This window comes from Streptomyces sp. 7R007, from assembly GCF_054850255.1.
This window is the reverse complement of the sequence record NZ_JBTWMV010000004.1, coordinates 191,533-210,662: the sequence shown is the minus strand read 5'-3', so window position 1 is coordinate 210,662 and position 19,130 is coordinate 191,533. Positions and strand designations below refer to the sequence as shown.

The following is a 19,130-nucleotide window of genomic DNA, read 5'->3' as shown; positions in this document are numbered from 1 at the left end:
CATGGCCGACCCCTCCAGCTACCGCCCCAAGCCGGGACAGATCCCGGACTCTCCCGGGGTGTACAGGTTCCGTGACGAGCACCGCCGGGTGATCTACGTCGGAAAGGCGAAGAGCCTGCGCCAGCGCCTGGCGAACTACTTCCAGGACCTGGCGAACCTGCACCCGCGCACCCGGACCATGGTCACCACGGCCGCGTCCGTGGAGTGGACCGTGGTGTCCACGGAAGTCGAGGCGCTGCAGCTGGAGTACTCCTGGATCAAGGAGTTCGATCCCCGGTTCAATGTCAAGTACCGCGACGACAAGAGCTACCCGTACCTCGCGGTGACGATGAACGAGGAGTTCCCGCGCGTGCAGGTGATGCGCGGCCACAAGCGCAAGGGCGTCAGGTACTTCGGGCCATACGCGCACGCGTGGGCGATCCGCGACACCGTGGACCTGCTCCTGCGCGTCTTCCCCGTGCGCACCTGCTCCGCCGGCGTCTTCAAGAACGCCGCCCGCACCGGCCGCCCCTGCCTGCTCGGCTACATCGGCAAGTGCTCCGCCCCCTGCGTCGGCCGCGTCTCCGAGGACGAGCACCGGGAACTGGCCGAGGAGTTCTGCGACTTCATGGCCGGCCGCACGGGCACCTACCTGCGCCGCCTGGAGACGCGGATGACGCAGGCGGCCGAGGAGATGGAGTACGAGCGGGCGGCCCGCCTGCGCGACGACATCGAGGCCCTGAAGAAGGCCATGGAGAAGAACGCGGTCGTGCTCGCCGACGCGACCGACGCCGACCTGATCGCCGTCGCCGAGGACGAGCTGGAGGCCGCCGTCCAGATCTTCCACGTGCGCGGCGGACGCGTGCGCGGCCAGCGCGGCTGGGTCACCGACAAGGTCGAGGAGATCACCACCGGCGCCCTCGTCGAGCACGCTCTGCAGCAGTTGTACGGCGAGGAGCGCGGCGACGCGGTCCCGAAGGAGGTCCTCGTCCCCGCCCTGCCCGACCCGGTCGAGCCGGTCCAGGAGTGGCTCACCGAGCGCCGGGGGTCGAACGTGTCGCTGCGCATCCCGCAGCGCGGCGACAAGAAGGCGCTGATGGAGACCGTGCAGCGCAACGCACAGCAGGCACTCGCCCTGCACAAGACCAAGCGCGCCTCCGACCTCACCACCCGCTCGCGCGCCCTGGAGGAGATCGCCGCGGCCCTCGACCTGGACAGCGCGCCCCTGCGGATCGAGTGCTACGACATCTCCCACCTCCAGGGCGACGACGTGGTGGCCTCCATGGTCGTCTTCGAGGACGGGCTGCAGCGCAAGAGCGAGTACCGCCGCTTCCAGATCAAGGGCTTCGAGGGCCAGGACGACGTCCGCTCCATGCACGAGGTGATCACCCGCCGGTTCCGACGCTACCTCGCCGAGAAGGAGAAGACCGGCGAGTGGGTCGACGACGCCTCCCAGGGCCTCTCAGGCAACGGCTCGCAGGACCTCTCGGGCAACGGCTCGCCGGACCTGTCGGGCAACGGCTCCCAGGGCCTTCCGGGCAACGCCTCCCCGGACCTGTCGGGCAATGGCCTCAAGGACGAGGAGGGCCGTCCCAGGAAGTTCGCCTACCCGCCGCAGCTCGTCGTCGTCGACGGCGGCCAGCCGCAGGTCGCCGCCGCCAAGAAGGCCCTGGACGAGCTCGGCATCGACGACATCGCCGTCTGCGGCCTGGCCAAGCGCCTGGAGGAGGTCTGGCTGCCCGGCGAGGACGACCCGGTCGTCCTGCCCCGCACCAGCGAGGGCCTCTACCTGCTGCAACGCGTCCGCGACGAGGCCCACCGCTTCGCCATCACCTACCAGCGCACCAAGCGCGCCAAGCGCTTCCGCTCCAGCCCGCTGGACGACGTGCCCGGTCTCGGAGACGCGCGGAAACAAGCTCTTCTCAAACATTTCGGCTCGCTGAAGAAGCTGCGTTCCGCCACCATCGACCAGATCTGCGAGGTTCCCGGCATAGGCCGCAAGACGGCCGAGACCATCGCCGTGGCCCTGGCCCAGGCGGCTCCGGCCACGCCCGCCGTGAACACCGCGACCGGAGAGATCATGGAAGAGGAACCGGGCACCATGGGTTCCAGTGGGCAGCCCGTGACGACGGGTGCCCCGGACGAGCGACGGGGGCAGGAGACATGAATGACAACAAGCACACCGCACCACAGGGCCAAGAGGGCCAGGGCGGAGACGGAGCACAGGTGAGTACGGGCACGACCATCGAGACGGCCGGGGTGCCCGACGCGGCCATCCCCGAGCTGGTGATCATCTCGGGCATGTCCGGGGCCGGCCGGTCCACGGCCGCGAAGTGTCTGGAGGACCTCGGCTGGTTCGTCGTCGACAACCTGCCGCCCGCGCTGATCCCCACCATGGTGGAGCTCGGCGCCCGCTCCCAGGGCAACGTGGCCCGGATCGCGGTGGTCGTCGACGTCCGCGGCCGGCGCTTCTTCGACAACCTGCGCGAGTCCCTCGCGGATCTGGAGGCGAAGAACGTCACCCGGCGGATCGTCTTCCTGGAGTCCTCCGACGAGGCGCTGGTGCGCCGCTTCGAGTCGGTGCGCCGCCCGCACCCCCTCCAGGGCGACGGCCGCATCGTGGACGGCATCGCGGCCGAGCGGGAACTGCTGCGCGAGCTGCGCGGCGACGCCGACCTGGTGATCGACACCTCCAGCCTGAACGTGCACGAGCTGCGCGCCAAGATGGACGCGCAGTTCGCCGGCGAGGAGGAGCCCGAGCTGCGGGCCACCGTCATGTCCTTCGGCTTCAAGTACGGCCTGCCGGTCGACGCCGACCTGGTCGCGGACATGCGCTTCCTGCCCAACCCGCACTGGGTGCCGGAGCTGCGCCCCTTCACCGGCCTCAACGAGGAGGTGGCGGCGTACGTCTTCAACCAGCCCGGCGCCAAGGAGTTCCTCGACCGCTACGCCGAGCTGCTGCGGCTGATCGCGGCCGGCTACCGCCGCGAGGGCAAGCGCTACGTGACCATCGCCATCGGCTGCACGGGCGGCAAGCACCGCTCGGTCGCGATGTCGGAGAAGCTCGCCGCGCGCCTGGCGGCCGAGGGTGTCGAGACGGTGGTCGTGCACCGGGACATGGGACGGGAATGACGGAACGTTCTCCGCGGCTGGGCAGGCTCGGACGGCTGGGCCGGGCGGTGCCCGAGGGGCGCGGTGGCCGGCCCGTCGAGGGCCGCGGGGCCAGGCCCCGCCGCCGGGGCGCCCAGCCCAAGGTGGTCGCGCTGGGCGGCGGCATGGGCCTGTCCGCCTCGCTCGCCGCGCTGCGCCGGATCACCGGCGACCTCACCGCCGTCGTCACCGTGGCCGACGACGGCGGCTCCAGCGGGCGGCTGCGCGACGAGCTGGGCGTGCTGCCGCCCGGCGACCTGCGCAAGGCGCTGGCCGCGCTGTGCGGCGACGACGACTGGGGCCAGACCTGGGCCCGCGTCATCCAGCACCGCTTCCAGTCCAAGGGCGACCTGCACGAACACGCGGTCGGCAACCTGCTGATCGTTGCCCTGTGGGAGCAGCTCGGCGACCACGTCCAGGCCCTGGACCTGGTCGGCAAGCTGCTCGGCGCGCACGGGCGCGTGCTGCCCATGTCCGCCGTGCCGCTGGAGCTGCAGGCCCTGGTCAAGGGGCACGACCCGGAGCGGCCCGACGAGGTGGACACCGTGCGCGGGCAGGCGACGGTGGCCCTGACGCCCGGCGAGGTGCAGTCCGTGCACCTGGTGCCGCACGACCCGCCCGCCGTCCCGGAGGCCGTCGCCGCCGTCCTGGACGCGGACTGGGTGGTGCTCGGCCCCGGCTCCTGGTTCTCCTCGGTCATCCCGCACCTGCTGGTGCCGCAACTGCTGGACGCGCTCACCGAGACGAAGGCGCGCCGGGTACTCTCGCTGAACCTCGCCCCGCAGCCCGGAGAAACCGAGGGCTTCTCCCCGCAGCGTCATTTGGAGGTTTTGGGACGACACGCCCCTAAACTCGCCCTGGACGTGGTGCTGGCCGACGAGGCCGCCGTGCCCGACCGCGACGTGCTGACCGAGGCCGCCAAGCGGCTGGGTGCCGCGGTGGAGCTGGCACCGGTGGCCCGGACGGACGGGACTCCAAGGCATGACCCGGAGCTCCTTGCCGCCGCGTACGACCGTATTTTTCGGATGCATGGAAGGATCGGCCCATGGCGATGACGGCAGCGGTGAAGGACGAGATCTCCCGGCTCCCCGTCACCCGGACCTGCTGCAGGAAGGCGGAGGTCTCCGCCATTCTGCGGTTCGCCGGCGGCCTCCACCTGGTGAGCGGGCGCATCGTGATCGAGGCGGAGCTGGACACCGCGATGGCGGCCCGCCGGCTCAAGCGGGACATCCTGGAGATCTTCGGCCACAGCTCCGAGCTGATTGTGATGGCGCCGGGCGGACTGCGCCGCGGTTCGCGTTACGTGGTGCGGGTCGTCGCCGGCGGTGACCAGCTGGCCCGGCAGACCGGCCTGGTGGACGGCCGGGGCCGCCCGATCCGGGGCCTTCCCCCGCAGGTGGTCTCGGGGGCCACCTGCGACGCGGAGGCGGCCTGGCGCGGGGCCTTCCTGGCGCACGGCTCGCTCACCGAGCCCGGCCGCTCCTCCTCCCTGGAGGTGACCTGCCCCGGCCCGGAGGCCGCGCTCGCCCTGGTCGGCGCCGCCCGCCGGCTGTCGATCGCCGCGAAGGCCCGCGAGGTGCGCGGCGTGGACCGGGTGGTCGTCCGCGACGGCGACGCGATCGGCGCGCTGCTCACCCGCCTCGGGGCGCACGAGTCGGTACTGGCCTGGGAGGAGCGCCGGATGCGCCGCGAGGTGCGGGCGACGGCGAACCGGCTCGCCAACTTCGACGACGCCAACCTGCGCCGCTCCGCCCGCGCGGCCGTCGCCGCCGGCGCCCGGGTGCAGCGCGCGCTGGAGATCCTCGGCGAGGACGTCCCCGAGCACCTCGCGGCCGCCGGGCGGCTGCGCATGGAGCACAAGCAGGCCTCCCTGGAGGAGCTGGGCGCGCTCGCCGACCCGCCGCTGACCAAGGACGCCGTGGCCGGCCGTATCCGCCGGCTGCTGGCGATGGCGGACAAGCGCGCCGCCGACCTCGGCATCCCGGGCACCGAGTCCAGCCTCACCGAGGAGATGGCCGACAACCTCGCCGGCTGATCGCCCGTCAACTCACCGGTGCCGACGCCCCGTCGGGGTGTCGGCACCGGTGTTTGTCTGGCTTTGAGTCGCCCTTGACTCGGCTGTGAACCGGCATGAGCCTGGCAGCCGATTCGTCATCGTGACGAAGGACTGCTAGGGGGGTTCATGAGACACAGAGCGAGATCGATCCTCGCTGTCGGCGCGCTCCTGATCGGCGGAGCGAGCCTCGCACCCATCGCCCAGGCACAGAACGGGACCTCACAGGGTTCCGGGACCGACGAGGTCAGGGTCTACCGCGCCGAGGTCACCGCCCGGCAGGTGCCCCTGCTGCTGGCCGCCGGACAGGACGGCCGCGAACTGGGCGACCAGGTCCCCGCGAAGGGGACGGCGCAGGTCGAGCTGTACCTCACCGGCAAGCAGGCGCACACGCTCGAAAAGCAGGGCGTCGACCTCACCGAGCACACGCTTTCGGCCAAGGCGGAGAAACGGGTCGACAGCGCCGCCCAGGGCGTGTTCCGCCCCTACAGCGGAAGCGGCGGCCTCAAGGAGGAGATCCTGCGCACCGGGCAGCAGAACCCCGGGCTCACCAAGGTCGTCTCCATCGGCAGGACCGTCAACGGCCAGGACATCCTCGCGCTCAAACTGACCAAGGACGCGAAGAAGTCCAAGGACGGCTCCAAGCCGTCCGTCCTGTACGTCTCCAACCAGCACGCGCGCGAGTGGATCACGCCGGAGATGACCCGTCGGCTGATGCACTACTACCTGGACCACTACAAGACCGACAAGCGCGTCAAGAAGATCGTCGACAGCACCGAGCTGTGGTTCGTGATCTCGGCCAACCCCGACGGCTACGACTACACCTTCAAGGACTCCGACACCCGCCTGTGGCGCAAGAACCTGCGTGACGTCAACGGCGACGGCGTCATCTCCACCGGCGACGGCGTCGACCTCAACCGCAACTTCGCCTACAAGTGGGGCTACGACGACGAGGGTTCGTCCCCGAACCCCACCAGCGAGACCTATCGCGGCGCGAGCCCGGCCTCCGAGCCCGAGACCCGGGCGCTGGACGCCTTCGAGAAGCGCATCGGCTTCTCCTACGGCGTCAACTACCACTCCGCCGCCGAACTCCTCCTCTACGGCGTCGGCTGGCAGGTCGCCACCCCGACCCCCGACGACGTCCTCTACAAGGCGCTCGCCGGCACCCCGGACAACTCCGCGATCCCCGGCTACCGTCCGCAGGTCTCCTCGGAGCTGTACACGACCAACGGCGAGGCGGACGGCCACGCGGCCAACGTCAACGGCATGTCGATGTTCACCCCGGAGATGTCGACCTGCCAGACCGCCTCGAACCTCGACCCGAACGACCAGTGGAACGCGGCCGACTGCCAGTCGGTGTTCAACTTCCCCGACGACGAGAAGCTGATCCAGCAGGAGTTCCAGAAGAACATCCCCTTCGCGCTCTCGGTCGCCGAGACCGCCGAGCACCCCGACGTCCCGTCCTCCTCGCTCGGTCTGAAGGCCGCCGACTTCACCCCGGCGACGTTCGCCACCTCCTACGCGCGCGGCGCCGACCAGGAGGTCTCCGTCGTCGTGCGCAAGTCCGTGCGGGACAAGGAGCTCAGGTACCGCGTCAACGGCGGCCGTACGCAGGACGAGCCGCTGCGCGCCTGGAAGGGCGGCGAGACCTACGGCGGTGACGACAACCTCCACTTCGACGAGTACCGGGCCAAGGTCAGGGACGGCGACCCGGGTGACAAGGTCGAGGTGTGGTTCACCGGCCGCACCCGGGGCGGCAAGCGCACCTCCAGCGGGCACTTCACCTACACCGTCGCCCAGCGGGCCAAGGCCGACACGCTCGTGGTCGCCGAGGAGGGCGCGGCCGCCACGCAGGCGCAGACCTACGTGGACGCGCTCAAGGCCAACGGCCGCAAGGCGGTCGTCTGGGACGTCGCCACACAGGGCGCGCCCGACGCGCTCGGCGTGCTGAAGCACTTCCGGACGGTCGTCCACTACACGGGCGCGAGCGTCCCCGGCAACGCCACCCAGCTCCAGCTGCGCGCCTACCTCAACGAGGGCGGCAAGCTGATCGAGGCCGGCGAGCAGGCCGGCGGCTACGTCGACCTCGGCGGTGGCACCCTGTCCAACGACTTCAGCCAGTACTACCTGGGCGCCTACTCGCGTACGTCGACCCCCGGCGCCACCGGCTTCACCGGCTCCGGCGAACTCGGCGGTTTCAGCGGGGCCCTCGGCGCGGCGCCCGGCAACCCGCTGGACAAGGCCGGCACCTACGGCGTCACCTCCGACTCCCTGCCGGTCGCCGACTATCCGCAGTTCGCCAGCGCCGGCGCGGGCCAGTTCGCCGGCACCGTCAACCCGTACGGGCCCTACGCGGGCTCCTACATGGCGGCGGCCGTCCACACCGACGACGCCTACAAGCGCCTCACCCGCACCATCGACCTCACCGGTGTCACGGCGGCCGACAAGCCGACCCTGCGCAGCCACCTGCTGTGGGACACCGAGCCCGGCTACGACCACGTCATCGTCGAGGCGCACACCACCGGCGCCGACGACTGGACCACGCTTCCGGAGGCGGGCGGCGCGAGCAGCACCGCCGTACCGTCCGAGTGCGGGGCCGGGTTCCTGATCGCCGAGCACCCGTGGCTCAAGCACTACCTGACGATCGCGAACAACGCCTGCACCGCGACCGGCAGCAGCGGCTCCTGGAACAGCCTCACCGGCGCCTCCAGCGGCTGGCAGCAGGTCGACTACGACCTGAGCGCCTACGCCGGCAAGTCCGTCGAGGTCTCGCTCAGCTACGTCACCGACCCCGGCACCGGCGGCCACGGCGTCCTCGCCGACGACGCCTCGCTCGTCGTCGGCGGCACCGCGACCCAGACCGAGGGCTTCGAGACCTCGCTCGGCGCGTGGAGCGTGCCCGGACCGCCCGCGGGCAGCCCGGCCGTCCTCAAGGACTGGACGCGCACCGGAACGCTGTTCAGGACCTACGGCGCCGTCACCACCGACCGGACCGTGCTGCTGGGCTTCGGCCTGGAACACGTCACCGCGGCGGCCGACCGCAACGCCCTCCTCAAGAAGGCGCTCGCGGCCCTCGCCGGGTGAACGGCATGGTCAACGGTGACTAGCGCTCCGTAGCCGAAACGAGTGATCGGGTTTTCCGACCCGGGCGGTCCGTACCCCTACTGGCGGGTACGGACCGCCTGCCCGTGTATGCGGCGTCTCGATGTCACTCCGGGGGCCTCAGGGAGGTAGGGTCGGGGGTGGTCGGGGACATCCCAAACAGAGCTCGCCGGCACCGCATGGCCGGCGTACCAACGAGGAGATCGGTTCGTGACGATCCGCGTAGGCATCAACGGCTTCGGCCGCATCGGTCGTAACTACTTCCGCGCGCTGCTGGAGCAGGGTGCAGACATCGAGATCGTGGCTGTCAACGACCTGGGTGACACCGCGACCACCGCTCACCTGCTGAAGTACGACACCATCCTGGGCCGCCTGAAGGCCGAGGTCTCGCACACCGCCGACACCATCACCGTCGACGGCAAGACCATCAAGGTCCTGTCCGAGCGCAACCCCGCCGACATCCCGTGGGGCGAGCTGGGCGCCGACATCGTCATCGAGTCGACGGGCATCTTCACCAAGAAGGAAGACGCCGCCAAGCACATCGCCGGCGGCGCCAAGAAGGTCATCATCTCGGCTCCGGCCAAGGATGAGGACATCACCATCGTGATGGGCGTCAACCAGGACAAGTACGACGCCGCCAACCACCACGTCATCTCCAACGCCTCCTGCACCACCAACTGTGTGGCGCCGATGGCGAAGGTCCTCGACGAGAACTTCGGCATCGTCAAGGGCCTGATGACGACGGTCCACGCGTACACCAACGACCAGCGCATCCTGGACTTCCCGCACAAGGACCTGCGCCGCGCCCGGGCCGCCGCCGAGAACATCATCCCGACCACCACGGGTGCCGCCAAGGCCACCGCGCTGGTCCTGCCGCAGCTCAAGGGCAAGCTGGACGGCATCGCGATGCGCGTCCCGGTCCCGACCGGCTCGGTCACCGACCTGGTCGTCGAGCTCGGCCGCGAGGTCACCAAGGAAGAGGTCAACGCCGCCTTCCAGAAGGCCGCCGAGGGCGAGCTGAAGGGTCTGCTCGACTACACCGAGGACCCGATCGTCTCCTCCGACATCGTCAACGCCCCGGCGTCCTGCACCTTCGACTCCTCCCTGACCATGGTCCAGGAGGGCAAGAACGTGAAGGTCATCGGCTGGTACGACAACGAGTGGGGCTACTCCAACCGCCTCGTCGACCTCACGGTCTTCGTCGGCAACCAGCTCTGATCGCCGCCGCAACCGGCGTCTCGACGTGAGAGCAGGGCTCGGGCAGCGCGCGGTCGCGCTGTCCGAGCCCTGTGTCGCGTGGCTGGGGCCGATCGGCCCTCGCGCCCGCGCCGCGCAGGCACCAGCCTCACGAAGAGAGCAGCCCTCTCGGACAGCCGAGCCTTTCCAGCCCTTTCTAGGAGCCCTGACATGAAGACGATCGACGAGCTTCTCGCCGAAGGCGTCGACGGCAAGCGGGTCTTCGTCCGCGCCGACCTCAACGTGCCGCTCGCCGACGGCCTCATCACCGACGACGGCCGTATCCGCGCCGTCCTGCCCACCGTCAAGGCCCTCGCCGCGGCGGGCGCCAAGGTGGTCGTGGCCTCGCACCTGGGCCGCCCCAAGGGCGCGCCGGACCCCGCCTTCTCCCTGCTGCCCGCCGCCGAGCGGCTCGCCGAACTCCTCGGCGCCCCGGTAGCGTTCGCCCAGGACACCACCGGCCCCGCCGCCCACGACGCGGTCAACGGCCTGCAGCCCGGCCAGGTCGCGGTCATCGAGAACCTGCGCTTCAACGCCGGCGAGACCTCCAAGGACGACACCGAGCGCGGCGAGTTCGCCGACCGGCTGGCCGCCCTCGCGGACGTCTACGTCGGCGACGGCTTCGGCGCGGTGCACCGCAAGCACGCGTCCGTCTACGACCTTCCGGCGCGCCTGCCGCACTACGCCGGCTACCTCATCGCCACCGAGGTCGGCGTCCTGAAGAAGCTCACCGAGGACGTCCAGCGCCCCTACGTCGTCGCGCTCGGCGGCGCCAAGGTCTCCGACAAGCTCGCCGTCATCGACGAGCTGCTCGGCAAGGCCGACCGGCTGCTCATCGGCGGCGGGATGGCGTACACCTTCCTCAAGGCCAAGGGCTACGAGATCGGCAGGTCCCTCCTTCAGGAGGACCAGATCGAGGCCGTCCGCGGCTACATCGAGCGCGCCGAGAAGACCGGCGTCGAGCTGGTCCTGCCCGTCGACGCCCTGGTCGCCACCGACTTCCCGGACCTGAAGACCAAGGCCCCGGCCAACCCCACCACCGTCGCCGCGGATGCCATCCCGGCCGACCAGCAGGGCCTGGACATCGGCCCGGAGACCCGCAAGCTGTACGCCTCGAAGCTCGCCGACGCGGCCACCGTCTTCTGGAACGGCCCGATGGGCGTCTTCGAGCACCCCGACTACGCCGAGGGCACCAAGGCGGTCGCCCAGGCCCTCATCGACTCCCCGGCCTTCACGGTCGTCGGCGGCGGCGACTCCGCCGCGGCCGTCCGTCTCCTGGGCTTCGACGAGACCGCATTCGGCCACATCTCGACCGGTGGCGGCGCCTCCCTCGAATACCTCGAGGGCAAGACGCTCCCCGGCCTCGCCGCACTGGAGGACTGAACCGCATGAGTACGCGCACGCCGCTGATGGCGGGCAACTGGAAGATGAACCTCAACCACCTCGAGGCCATCGCGCACGTCCAGAAGCTCGCCTTCGCCCTGGCCGACAAGGACTACGAGGCCGTCGAGGTCGCCGTCCTGCCGCCCTTCACCGACCTGCGCTCCGTGCAGACCCTGGTCGACGGCGACAAGCTGCGGATCAAGTACGGCGCCCAGGACATCTCGGCGCACGACTCCGGCGCCTACACCGGCGAGATCTCCGGTCCGATGCTGGCCAAGCTGAAGTGCACGTACGTGGCCATCGGCCACAGCGAGCGCCGTCAGTACCACAACGAGACTGACGAGCTCGTGAACGCCAAGGTCAAGGCCGCCTACAAGCACGGCCTGACCCCGATCCTGTGCGTCGGCGAGGAGCTGGAGGTCCGCGACGCGGGCAACCACGTCACGCACACCCTCGCCCAGGTCGAGGGCGGCCTCAAGGACCTCCCGGCCGAGCAGGCCGAGTCGATCGTGATCGCCTACGAGCCCGTGTGGGCCATCGGCACCGGCAAGGTCTGCGGCGCCGAGGACGCGCAGGAGGTCTGCGCCGCCATCCGCGGCAAGATCGCCGAGCTGTACACCCAGGAGCTGGCCGACCGGGTCCGCATCCAGTACGGCGGCTCCGTCAAGGCCGGCAACGTCGCCGAGATCATGGCCCAGGCCGACATCGACGGCGCCCTGGTGGGCGGCGCTTCGCTGGACGCCGACGAGTTCGTCAAGATCGTGCGCTTCCGCGACCAGTGAGTATGCGGTAGACCCGATCCGTCGTACCCTTGCGGGGGCACAGGAGCTCCACACTGTGCCCCCGTCGTCATCCGAGTCCGAGGAAGTTGGTCCAGCCGTGGTTTTGGGGTTCTCGATCGCCCTGATCGTCTTCAGCCTGCTGCTGATGCTGCTGGTGCTGATGCACAAGGGGAAGGGCGGCGGCCTCTCCGACATGTTCGGTGGCGGCATGCAGTCGTCCGTCGGTGGCTCCTCGGTCGCCGAGCGCAACCTCGACCGCATCACCCTGGTGATCGGTCTGCTGTGGTTCGCGTGCATTGTCGTACTCGGCATCCTCATGAAGTCGAACAGCTGAGCAGCAACGCACACACAGCACCTCCATTCCGCACGTAAGGCCCCATGTTCGGTACGCGCAGCTGAGCGCGGCCTATCATGGGGCTTGCGTCTGGTTGCGGGGGTGGTAACTCCCCTCACTGGACGCGCGTTGGGCCTTACGTAGACTGAGGCGCTCGCAGCGAAGCGAAACGCCGACTCGCTTCGCGGCACCATCACGCAGGGAGTTACGACCGTGGCAAGTGGCAACGCGATCCGAGGTAGCCGGGTCGGGGCGGGGCCGATGGGCGAGGCCGAGCGCGGCGAGTCCGCGCCGCGTCTGCGCATCTCCTTCTGGTGCTCCAACGGGCACGAGACTCAGCCCAGCTTCGCCAGCGACGCGCAGGTGCCCGAGACCTGGGACTGCCCGCGCTGTGGCTTCCCGGCCGGTCAGGACCGGGACAACCCCCCGGACCCGCCGCGCACCGAGCCCTACAAGACGCACCTGGCGTACGTCCGGGAGCGGCGCAGCGACGCGGACGGCGAGGCGATCCTCGCCGAGGCGCTCGCCAAACTGCGGGGCGAAATCTAGGAGTTGAGAGCCGGCCAGGCGCCCAGGGGCGCCTGGCCGCAGCCGTTTCCCGGCCCGCCTCCCTGCCGGCCCGGACCGATTGTCAGTGGTGCCCCCTACGGTTTGTGTCACGAGAGATCGTGAGGGGGAGACGTGACGGCGGTCGAGGCTGCGGGAGGGGGTGCGCCCGCGTGGCGTGGGGGATTCGGGCGGCTGTGGACCGCCGCGGTGGTCTCCCGGTTCGGGGACGCGCTGCGGGGTGCCGCGCTGCCGCTGCTCGCCGCCTCGCTGACGGACCGGCCGCTGCTCGTCGCGGCGGTGACCGCCTGCGGCTACCTGCCCTGGATCGTCTTCGGGCTGCCGGGCGGGGCGCTCGCGGACCGGGTCGACCAGCGGCGCGCCATGGGGGCGGTCGACGCCGTACGGGGGCTGCTCGTCGCCGCCTTCGCCGTGACCGTCGCGCTCGGTCACGCCTCGATCGGGCTGCTGATCGCGCTCGCCTTCCTCCTGACCACCCTCCAGACTCTCTTCGACAACGCGGCCACGGCCCTGCTGCCCGCCCTGGTGGGCCGCGAGGCGCTGGGCGGCGCCAACGCCCGCCTCATGACCGGGCAGAAGATCGCCGGAGGGCTGCTGGGGGCGCCCGTGGTGCCGCTGCTGCTCGCCGCCGGGACCGCCGTCCCCTTCGCGGCCGACGCGGGGACCTTCCTGGTGGCGGCGCTGGTGGCCTCACTCCGGCCGACGACGCCCGAGCGCGACTGCGGGCCGGCCGAGGCCGCCCCGCGCCGGCCGGTTCGGCACACGGCGGGCGGCGGCGCGCTGCGTCGGGAGATCGCCGATGGCCTGCGTGTCCTGTGGCGTGACCGGGCGCTGCGTGGGCTGTGTGCCGCCACGGCTCTGTGCAACGTCGGCATGGGCGCGCTCATCGCCACGCTGGTGATCCTGGTGACCGGCTGGCTGGACGCCGGCACCGCCGGATACGCGGCCGCGACCACCGCGTACACCGTCGGCGGCCTGGCCGGGGGAGTGGCACACCGGCGGATCACCGCCCGGCTCGGCCCGATGCGCGGTGTGCTGCTCGCCGGCGTCGCGCAGACCGGCGCCCTCGTGGTCATGGGCACCGTGCGCAGCCTGATGGCGCTGGTGGCGGCGCTCGCCGTCTTCGGGTTCATGGGCATGGTGTGGAACGTCGACACCACGACCCTGATGCAGCACCGCACCCCCGCCGACATGCTCGGCCGGGTCGGCTCGGCCTTCCGTACCCTCGCCGTCGCCGGAGCCCCGCTGGGCGCCCTGCTCGGCGGCGCGGCCGCCACCGCCTGGGGCCTGAACAGCCCCGCGCTGCTCACCGGCGCCTTCTTCGTCCTGTCCGTCCTCGTGCTGATACCTCCCCGCAAGGCCGACGTACCTGTTGTTGCGCCGGACGACGACGCCACGACGGCTCACGCCCGCCGCTGATCAACTAGGTTGGACCCGCTGGGACAGGCACCGAAAGAAGGCTGAAGTCGGACATGAACGCAGACGGCCGTACCAGGCTCAACCAGACGCCCGAGTGGACCGCGCTGGCCAAGCACCGTGAGGAACTCGGCGAGACGCGGCTGCGCGAGCTGTTCGCCGCCGACCCGGACCGCGGCACCGGCTACGCGCTCCAGGTCGGCGACCTGTACGTCGACTACTCCAAGCACCTCGTCACCGACGAGACGCTGCGGCTGCTGCGTGAACTGGCCGCCGCCACCGACGTGTTCGGGCTGCGCGACGCCATGTTCCGCGGCGAGAAGATCAACACCACCGAGAACCGCGCCGTGCTGCACACCGCCCTGCGCGCCCCGCGGGACGCGGTGATCGAGGTCGACGGCGAGAACGTGGTGCCCAAGGTCCACGAAGTCCTCGACAAGATGGCCGACTTCGCCGACCGCGTCCGCTCCGGCGCCTGGACCGGCCACACCGGCAAGCGCATCAGGAACGTCGTCAACGTCGGCATCGGCGGCTCCGACCTCGGCCCGGCCATGGCCTACGAAGTGCTGCGCAGCTTTACCGACCGCGACCTCACGGTCCGCTTCGTGTCGAACGTCGACGGCGCCGACCTGCACGAGGCCACCCGCGATCTGGACGCCGCGGAGACGCTGTTCGTCATCGCCTCCAAGACGTTCACCACGATCGAGACCATCACCAACGCGACGTCCGCGCGCAACTGGCTGCTGGGTGAGCTGAAGGCGGGCCAGGAAGCCGTCGCCCGGCACTTCGTGGCGCTGTCCACCAACGCCGAGAAGGTCGCCGACTTCGGCATCGACACGGCCAACATGTTCGAGTTCTGGGACTGGGTCGGCGGGCGCTACTCGTACGACTCCGCGATCGGCCTGTCGCTGATGATCGCCGTCGGCCCGGACCGCTTCCGGGAGATGCTGGACGGGTTCCGGCTGGTCGACGAGCACTTCAGGACCGCGCCCGCGGAGTCCAACGTGCCGTTGCTGCTCGGCCTGCTGGGCATCTGGTACGGCAACTTCCACGACGCCCAGTCGCACGCGGTGCTGCCCTACAGCCACTACCTGTCGAAGTTCACCGCGTATCTCCAGCAGCTGGACATGGAGTCCAACGGCAAGTACGTCGGCCGGGACGGGCGCGAGGTGGACTGGCAGACCGGGCCGGTGGTGTGGGGCACGCCCGGCACCAACGGGCAGCACGCCTACTACCAGTTGATCCACCAGGGCACCAAGCTCATCCCGGCGGACTTCATCGGCTTCGCCGAGCCGGTCGCCGAGCTCAGCGACGAACTGAAGGCGCAGCACGACCTGTTGATGGCGAACTTCTTCGCCCAGACGCAGGCCCTCGCCTTCGGCAAGACGCCGGAGGAGGTGCGGGCGGAGGGTGTGCCCGAGGAGCTGGTGGCGCACAAGACGTTCAAGGGCGACCACCCGACGACGACCATCCTGGCCCGTGAGCTGACCCCGTCGGTCCTCGGCCAGCTCATCGCCCTTTACGAGCACAAGGTGTTCGTGCAGGGCGCGATCTGGAACATCGACTCCTTCGACCAGTGGGGCGTCGAACTCGGCAAGGTGCTCGCCAAGCGCGTCGAGCCCGCCCTCACCGAGGGGGCCGAGGTGCCGGGGCTGGACGCGTCCAGCAGGGCTCTGGTCGCCAAGTACCGGGAGCTGCGCGGCCGCCGGTAACACCGGTGCCACAAGTACGGGAAGCGGGCGGCGCCGGGCCGTCCGCTTCCCGTAGACTCCCGATGATCATGAACACGCTCGCTCGGGGGAGCTCAGGATGAGCAGCGCACACGGCAGTTGGATCAGCGAGAGGCTGACCGCCCGGTCCCTTCTCAAGCCGCACCACGTGGCACGGGCGGTGTTCCACCCGGCGTGGATCCCGGAGGCGGTCGATCCGTCGGTGGAGCAGCTCAAGCGCGTACGGGTCATCGCCGGAGCGGTCGCCGCCCTCGGCGTCTACACCTTCGTGGAGGGCGGCTTCGCCTTCGACGAGATGCTCGACAACGCGGCGACCGCCTCCGCCGTCCTGTTCCTCCTCACGCCCCTGACGGTCGGCGTGATGCTCTACGTGTGGCGGCGCGGCGGCTCGGTGCGGCAGCTGCGGGTGCCGTTGGTGAACTCGCTCAAGCTGCTGCTGCTCTTCATCGGTTCCGTTCTGGCGACCGTGCTGCTCTTCCGGCTGGGGGACGTGTTCGGGATCCTCGCCAAGATGGTGCTGACCCTCGCCGGGCTGTGGATGGCCGTGTTCGTGCTCGCGGGCGCGGTCAGGCTCACCGGGAACTTCTTCGGCACGGCCGCCGTCCACCGCTGTCTGCCGCCGCTGCTGGCCACGGTGACGACGTGGCTCATGGCCGTCCCCGACCTCATGACCGGCGATCTGCACGGGCTGGGGCTCACCCTGGGCATCGTCTTCATCCTGGGCGCCCCCGTCACCGTCACGGCGATCGCCCTGCTGGAGACGCGACGCCTGCGCCGGCGTTACGGCATCCGGCTCACGGCCCACCCGGCCACCCTGCCGTCCGTACTCCCGCCCGTGCCGCCCTACGCCCCGGGGCCGGCGGGTCCGTACAACCCCTACAACACGCCACGCCCCTACCGGAGTTGACCCCGGCCACGCGTCCCGCTACGCCACCGCGCCCAGCGTGTCCGCCAGTCTCCGCCGTGCCGCCCGGGACGCCGGCAGGGCCGCCAGCGCCGCCGCGCCCACTACGGCGGCGGCCCCGAGCAGCACCAGCAGGAGCGGCGGCGGCGCCTGGGCGATCCCGGCGCCGATGCCGCTCGACCGGCTCTCGGCGTCGATCAGCCACCGCGCGAGAGGCGTGCCGAGCAGCGTGCCGACGAGGACGGCGGCCAGGGCGGTGCAGGCGGTGGCCGTGACCGTCACGGCGGTGATCTGGCGCGGCGACAACCCGATGGCCTTCAGTGCCAGCAGATCGCGCTCGCTCTCCCGGACGGTGCCGCCGATCGCCGTGAGCAGCTCGATCAGGCCGATCAGCGCCAGCACGGCGATCAGCCCGACGACCACGGCGCGCAGCGGCGAGAGCCCGTCCGCGGGGTTGTCCACGGCACGCACGTCGAGCTGCCCGTGCCCGGCGGCGGACAGGCGGGCGGCGACCCGGTGGGCGTCGGCGCCCGGCCGCAGCCGTACCTGGTAGAGGGTGGGCGTCAGCCGGGGGTCGTTCTCACGCAGGGTGTCGAGCGAGGTGGAGATGACCCGGCCGGCGTTCTCCGGCTCGATGCTGCGGCCGACGATGTGCAGGATCTGCGGCTGGTCGCCGACGGTCATCCGCACCCAGTCGCCGACCCGCGCGTCCAGCAGGTCGAGCAGCCCCTGCCCGGCCACGGCCTCGTCGCTGCCGTGCGCCGGACGCCCCGCGGCCAGCGTGTACGGGTACGGCTCCCGGCGGGTGCCGAGGCCGCGCAGGGCGATCGTGGCCGTCTGGCCCGGGACCAGGGCGGCGACCTCCACGCCCGGGTAGGCGGCGGCGACCTGCGGATCGCGCTCCAGCAGGGCGCGGGCGTCCCGGTCGCCGAGACCCGGGTCGGTGTGGACGGTGAGCGCGGCCGGGAGCCCGATCCGCTGCGGGTCGCCGCGGAAGCCGTCGATGGTGGTCCACGCGCTCATCGCCACCACGATCAGCAGCAGGGGTAGCGCCAGCCGTGCCACGGAGGCCAGCGACCGCATCCGACGCGTGAACGCGTTGTGCGCACCCAGCACCAGCGCGGGCGGCAGCCGCAGCCCCGCCGCCCCGGCGCGGACGCCCGCACCAGGCCCCTCCGCCGTCCTGCCCCCGCCTTCGTCGGACGCCTCCTGGCGCGTCCGTGCGCCGGCGCCCGGACCACGACCCTGGGATGTCCGGCCCCCGCGTCCGCCGGACGCCTCCCGCCGTGCCTGTATGCCGGGCCACGGCACGGTGAGCGTCGGGACCAGGGCCCAGCGCGCCGCGCGGGACAGTCCACCGCCCGTCGCAGCGGCCGGCCGCGGTACCGGAACCGGGGGAACCCGGCCCGCCCGCCAGGCCGCGAGCCCGGTGATCGCCCCGATGAACAGCACCGCGCCCGCCGGCACCGCGACCAGCGCCGCAGTGTGCCCGGGCAGCCCCTGCCACACACCGACCGCGTCCCCGAGCCGGCCGGGGACGCGCCGGCCCAGCGTCTCGGTGAGCGCGGCGGCGGCCAGAGCGCCGAGAAGGGCGTAGACGAGGTGCTGCAGGAGGAAGACGCGGACGACCTGGCCCGGAGTGAAGCCGATCGCCTTCAGCACCGAGATGTCCCGCAGGTGGCCGCGGATACGGGTGGCGATCGCCCCGTGCACCGCGAGGCCCGCCGCGATCAGCGCGCCCAGTCCGAACAGGCCCAGCACTTGCCCCAGCAGCCGGTTGTCGCCCTGCGCCTCGGCGCGGGCCTGCCGCCAGGTGGAGACCTCGCCGATGGCGCCGGCGCCGAGCACGGTGACGGCGCGCTGGACGGCGTAGTCCGTGTCGCCGGGGTCGGTCAGGCGCACCCCGATGACCTGGCCGGTCGGGGCGCGCACGGCGGACGGCAGGGCCCAGACGAGCCCCGGCTGCTCGCCCGGGCGGTAGCGCGGCTCGGCGCTGTCGGCCACGCCCAGCACGGTCACCGTACGCGCCGTTCCCGGCACGGTCAGCGTGTCGCCGGGCGCGGCCAGCAGGGCGCGGGCGAGGCCGGCCTCCAGGACCACGCCGTCGGGGTGGGCGGGCTCCAGCCAGTGCCCGGAGGTCAGCAGCGGGCGGCCCACGGAGGGGCGTCCGGGCGTCGCGCGCAGCTCGACCGCGGCACGGGCGCCGCGCGAGGCGAGGGTGGCGGACTCGACGGCGTAGGGGCCGGCGACGGCCTCCACGCCGTCCAGACCGGCCAGTCGGCGCACGTCCGCCGACGTGCCGGTGTGGATCCACACGTGCGCGCCGCGGGCCTGGGTGAAGACGCGCTGCCAGGGGTTGGTGGCGTATCCGAACAGGGCCGTGGCCAGCAGCAGCGACACCACGATCCCGGCGGTGGCGAGGACGAGGAACAGCGCCTCGCCGCGGTGCGTGCGCAGATCGGAGTGGGCCCAGCGCAGGGTGGCTCGCATGCGG

The 19,130-nt window shown here is 71.5% G+C and carries 14 protein-coding genes; 13 read left to right on the top strand and 1 reads right to left on the bottom strand.

Going from position 1 to position 19,130, the window contains the following annotated elements; all coding sequences use genetic code 11:
* The first annotated feature begins 1 nt into the window (after position 1).
* From uvrC to ACYF6T_RS07640, 13 genes are all read left to right on the top strand, one after another.
* On the top strand, positions 2–2,146 hold the full coding sequence (gene uvrC, locus ACYF6T_RS07700) for an excinuclease ABC subunit UvrC (protein ID WP_461694560.1): 2,145 nt from the start codon (positions 2–4) through the stop codon (positions 2,144–2,146).
* On the top strand, positions 2,143–3,111 hold the full coding sequence (rapZ, locus tag ACYF6T_RS07695) for an RNase adapter RapZ (RefSeq protein ID WP_461694558.1): 969 nt from the start codon (positions 2,143–2,145) through the stop codon (positions 3,109–3,111). The genes uvrC and rapZ overlap by 4 nt, the downstream gene beginning before the upstream one ends.
* Positions 3,108–4,184, top strand: coding sequence for a gluconeogenesis factor YvcK family protein (locus ACYF6T_RS07690; RefSeq protein ID WP_461694556.1), 1,077 nt, complete (start codon positions 3,108–3,110; stop codon positions 4,182–4,184). The genes rapZ and ACYF6T_RS07690 overlap by 4 nt, the downstream gene beginning before the upstream one ends.
* Entirely contained in the window at positions 4,175–5,164 is a 990-nt protein-coding gene (gene whiA / locus ACYF6T_RS07685) for a DNA-binding protein WhiA (RefSeq protein ID WP_461694554.1), read from the top strand. Before ACYF6T_RS07690 ends, whiA begins: the two co-directional genes overlap by 10 nt.
* A 147-nt stretch (positions 5,165–5,311) precedes the next feature.
* On the top strand, positions 5,312–8,266 hold the full coding sequence (locus ACYF6T_RS07680) for a M14 family metallopeptidase (RefSeq protein WP_461694553.1): 2,955 nt from the start codon (positions 5,312–5,314) through the stop codon (positions 8,264–8,266).
* Between the two features lie 228 nt (positions 8,267–8,494).
* Entirely contained in the window at positions 8,495–9,502 is a 1,008-nt protein-coding gene (gene gap, locus ACYF6T_RS07675) for a type I glyceraldehyde-3-phosphate dehydrogenase (protein ID WP_461694552.1), read from the top strand.
* A 189-nt stretch (positions 9,503–9,691) separates the two neighbouring features.
* A complete protein-coding gene (locus ACYF6T_RS07670) occupies positions 9,692–10,903 on the top strand; it encodes a phosphoglycerate kinase (RefSeq protein WP_461694551.1) in 1,212 nt (403 codons plus the stop codon).
* A 5-nt stretch (positions 10,904–10,908) separates the two neighbouring features.
* On the top strand, positions 10,909–11,685 hold the full coding sequence (gene tpiA / locus ACYF6T_RS07665; protein WP_461694549.1) for a triose-phosphate isomerase: 777 nt from the start codon (positions 10,909–10,911) through the stop codon (positions 11,683–11,685).
* A 97-nt stretch (positions 11,686–11,782) separates the two neighbouring features.
* Complete coding sequence (gene secG, locus ACYF6T_RS07660) at positions 11,783–12,019, top strand: preprotein translocase subunit SecG (RefSeq protein WP_461694548.1); 237 nt, start codon at positions 11,783–11,785, stop codon at positions 12,017–12,019.
* Positions 12,020–12,232: 213 nt separating this feature from the next.
* Positions 12,233–12,568, top strand: coding sequence for an RNA polymerase-binding protein RbpA (locus ACYF6T_RS07655; RefSeq protein ID WP_003976875.1), 336 nt, complete (start codon positions 12,233–12,235; stop codon positions 12,566–12,568).
* A gap of 132 nt (positions 12,569–12,700) precedes the next feature.
* Positions 12,701–14,005, top strand: a complete 1,305-nt coding sequence (locus tag ACYF6T_RS07650; RefSeq protein ID WP_461694516.1) for an MFS transporter — start codon at positions 12,701–12,703, stop codon at positions 14,003–14,005.
* A 53-nt stretch (positions 14,006–14,058) separates the two neighbouring features.
* Positions 14,059–15,714, top strand: coding sequence for a glucose-6-phosphate isomerase (pgi, locus tag ACYF6T_RS07645; protein WP_461694514.1), 1,656 nt, complete (start codon positions 14,059–14,061; stop codon positions 15,712–15,714).
* Between the two features lie 97 nt (positions 15,715–15,811).
* Positions 15,812–16,639: a hypothetical protein gene (locus ACYF6T_RS07640; RefSeq protein WP_461694512.1), complete on the top strand. Its 828-nt coding sequence runs from the start codon at positions 15,812–15,814 to the stop codon at positions 16,637–16,639.
* A gap of 18 nt (positions 16,640–16,657) precedes the next feature.
* On the opposite strand, the gene ACYF6T_RS07635 is transcribed toward ACYF6T_RS07640, so the two are convergent.
* Positions 16,658–19,126 carry an FtsX-like permease family protein gene (locus ACYF6T_RS07635; protein ID WP_461694510.1) on the bottom strand — a complete coding sequence of 823 codons (2,469 nt, stop codon included), beginning with the start codon at positions 19,124–19,126 and terminating at the stop codon, positions 16,658–16,660.
* Positions 19,127–19,130 lie beyond the last annotated feature (4 nt).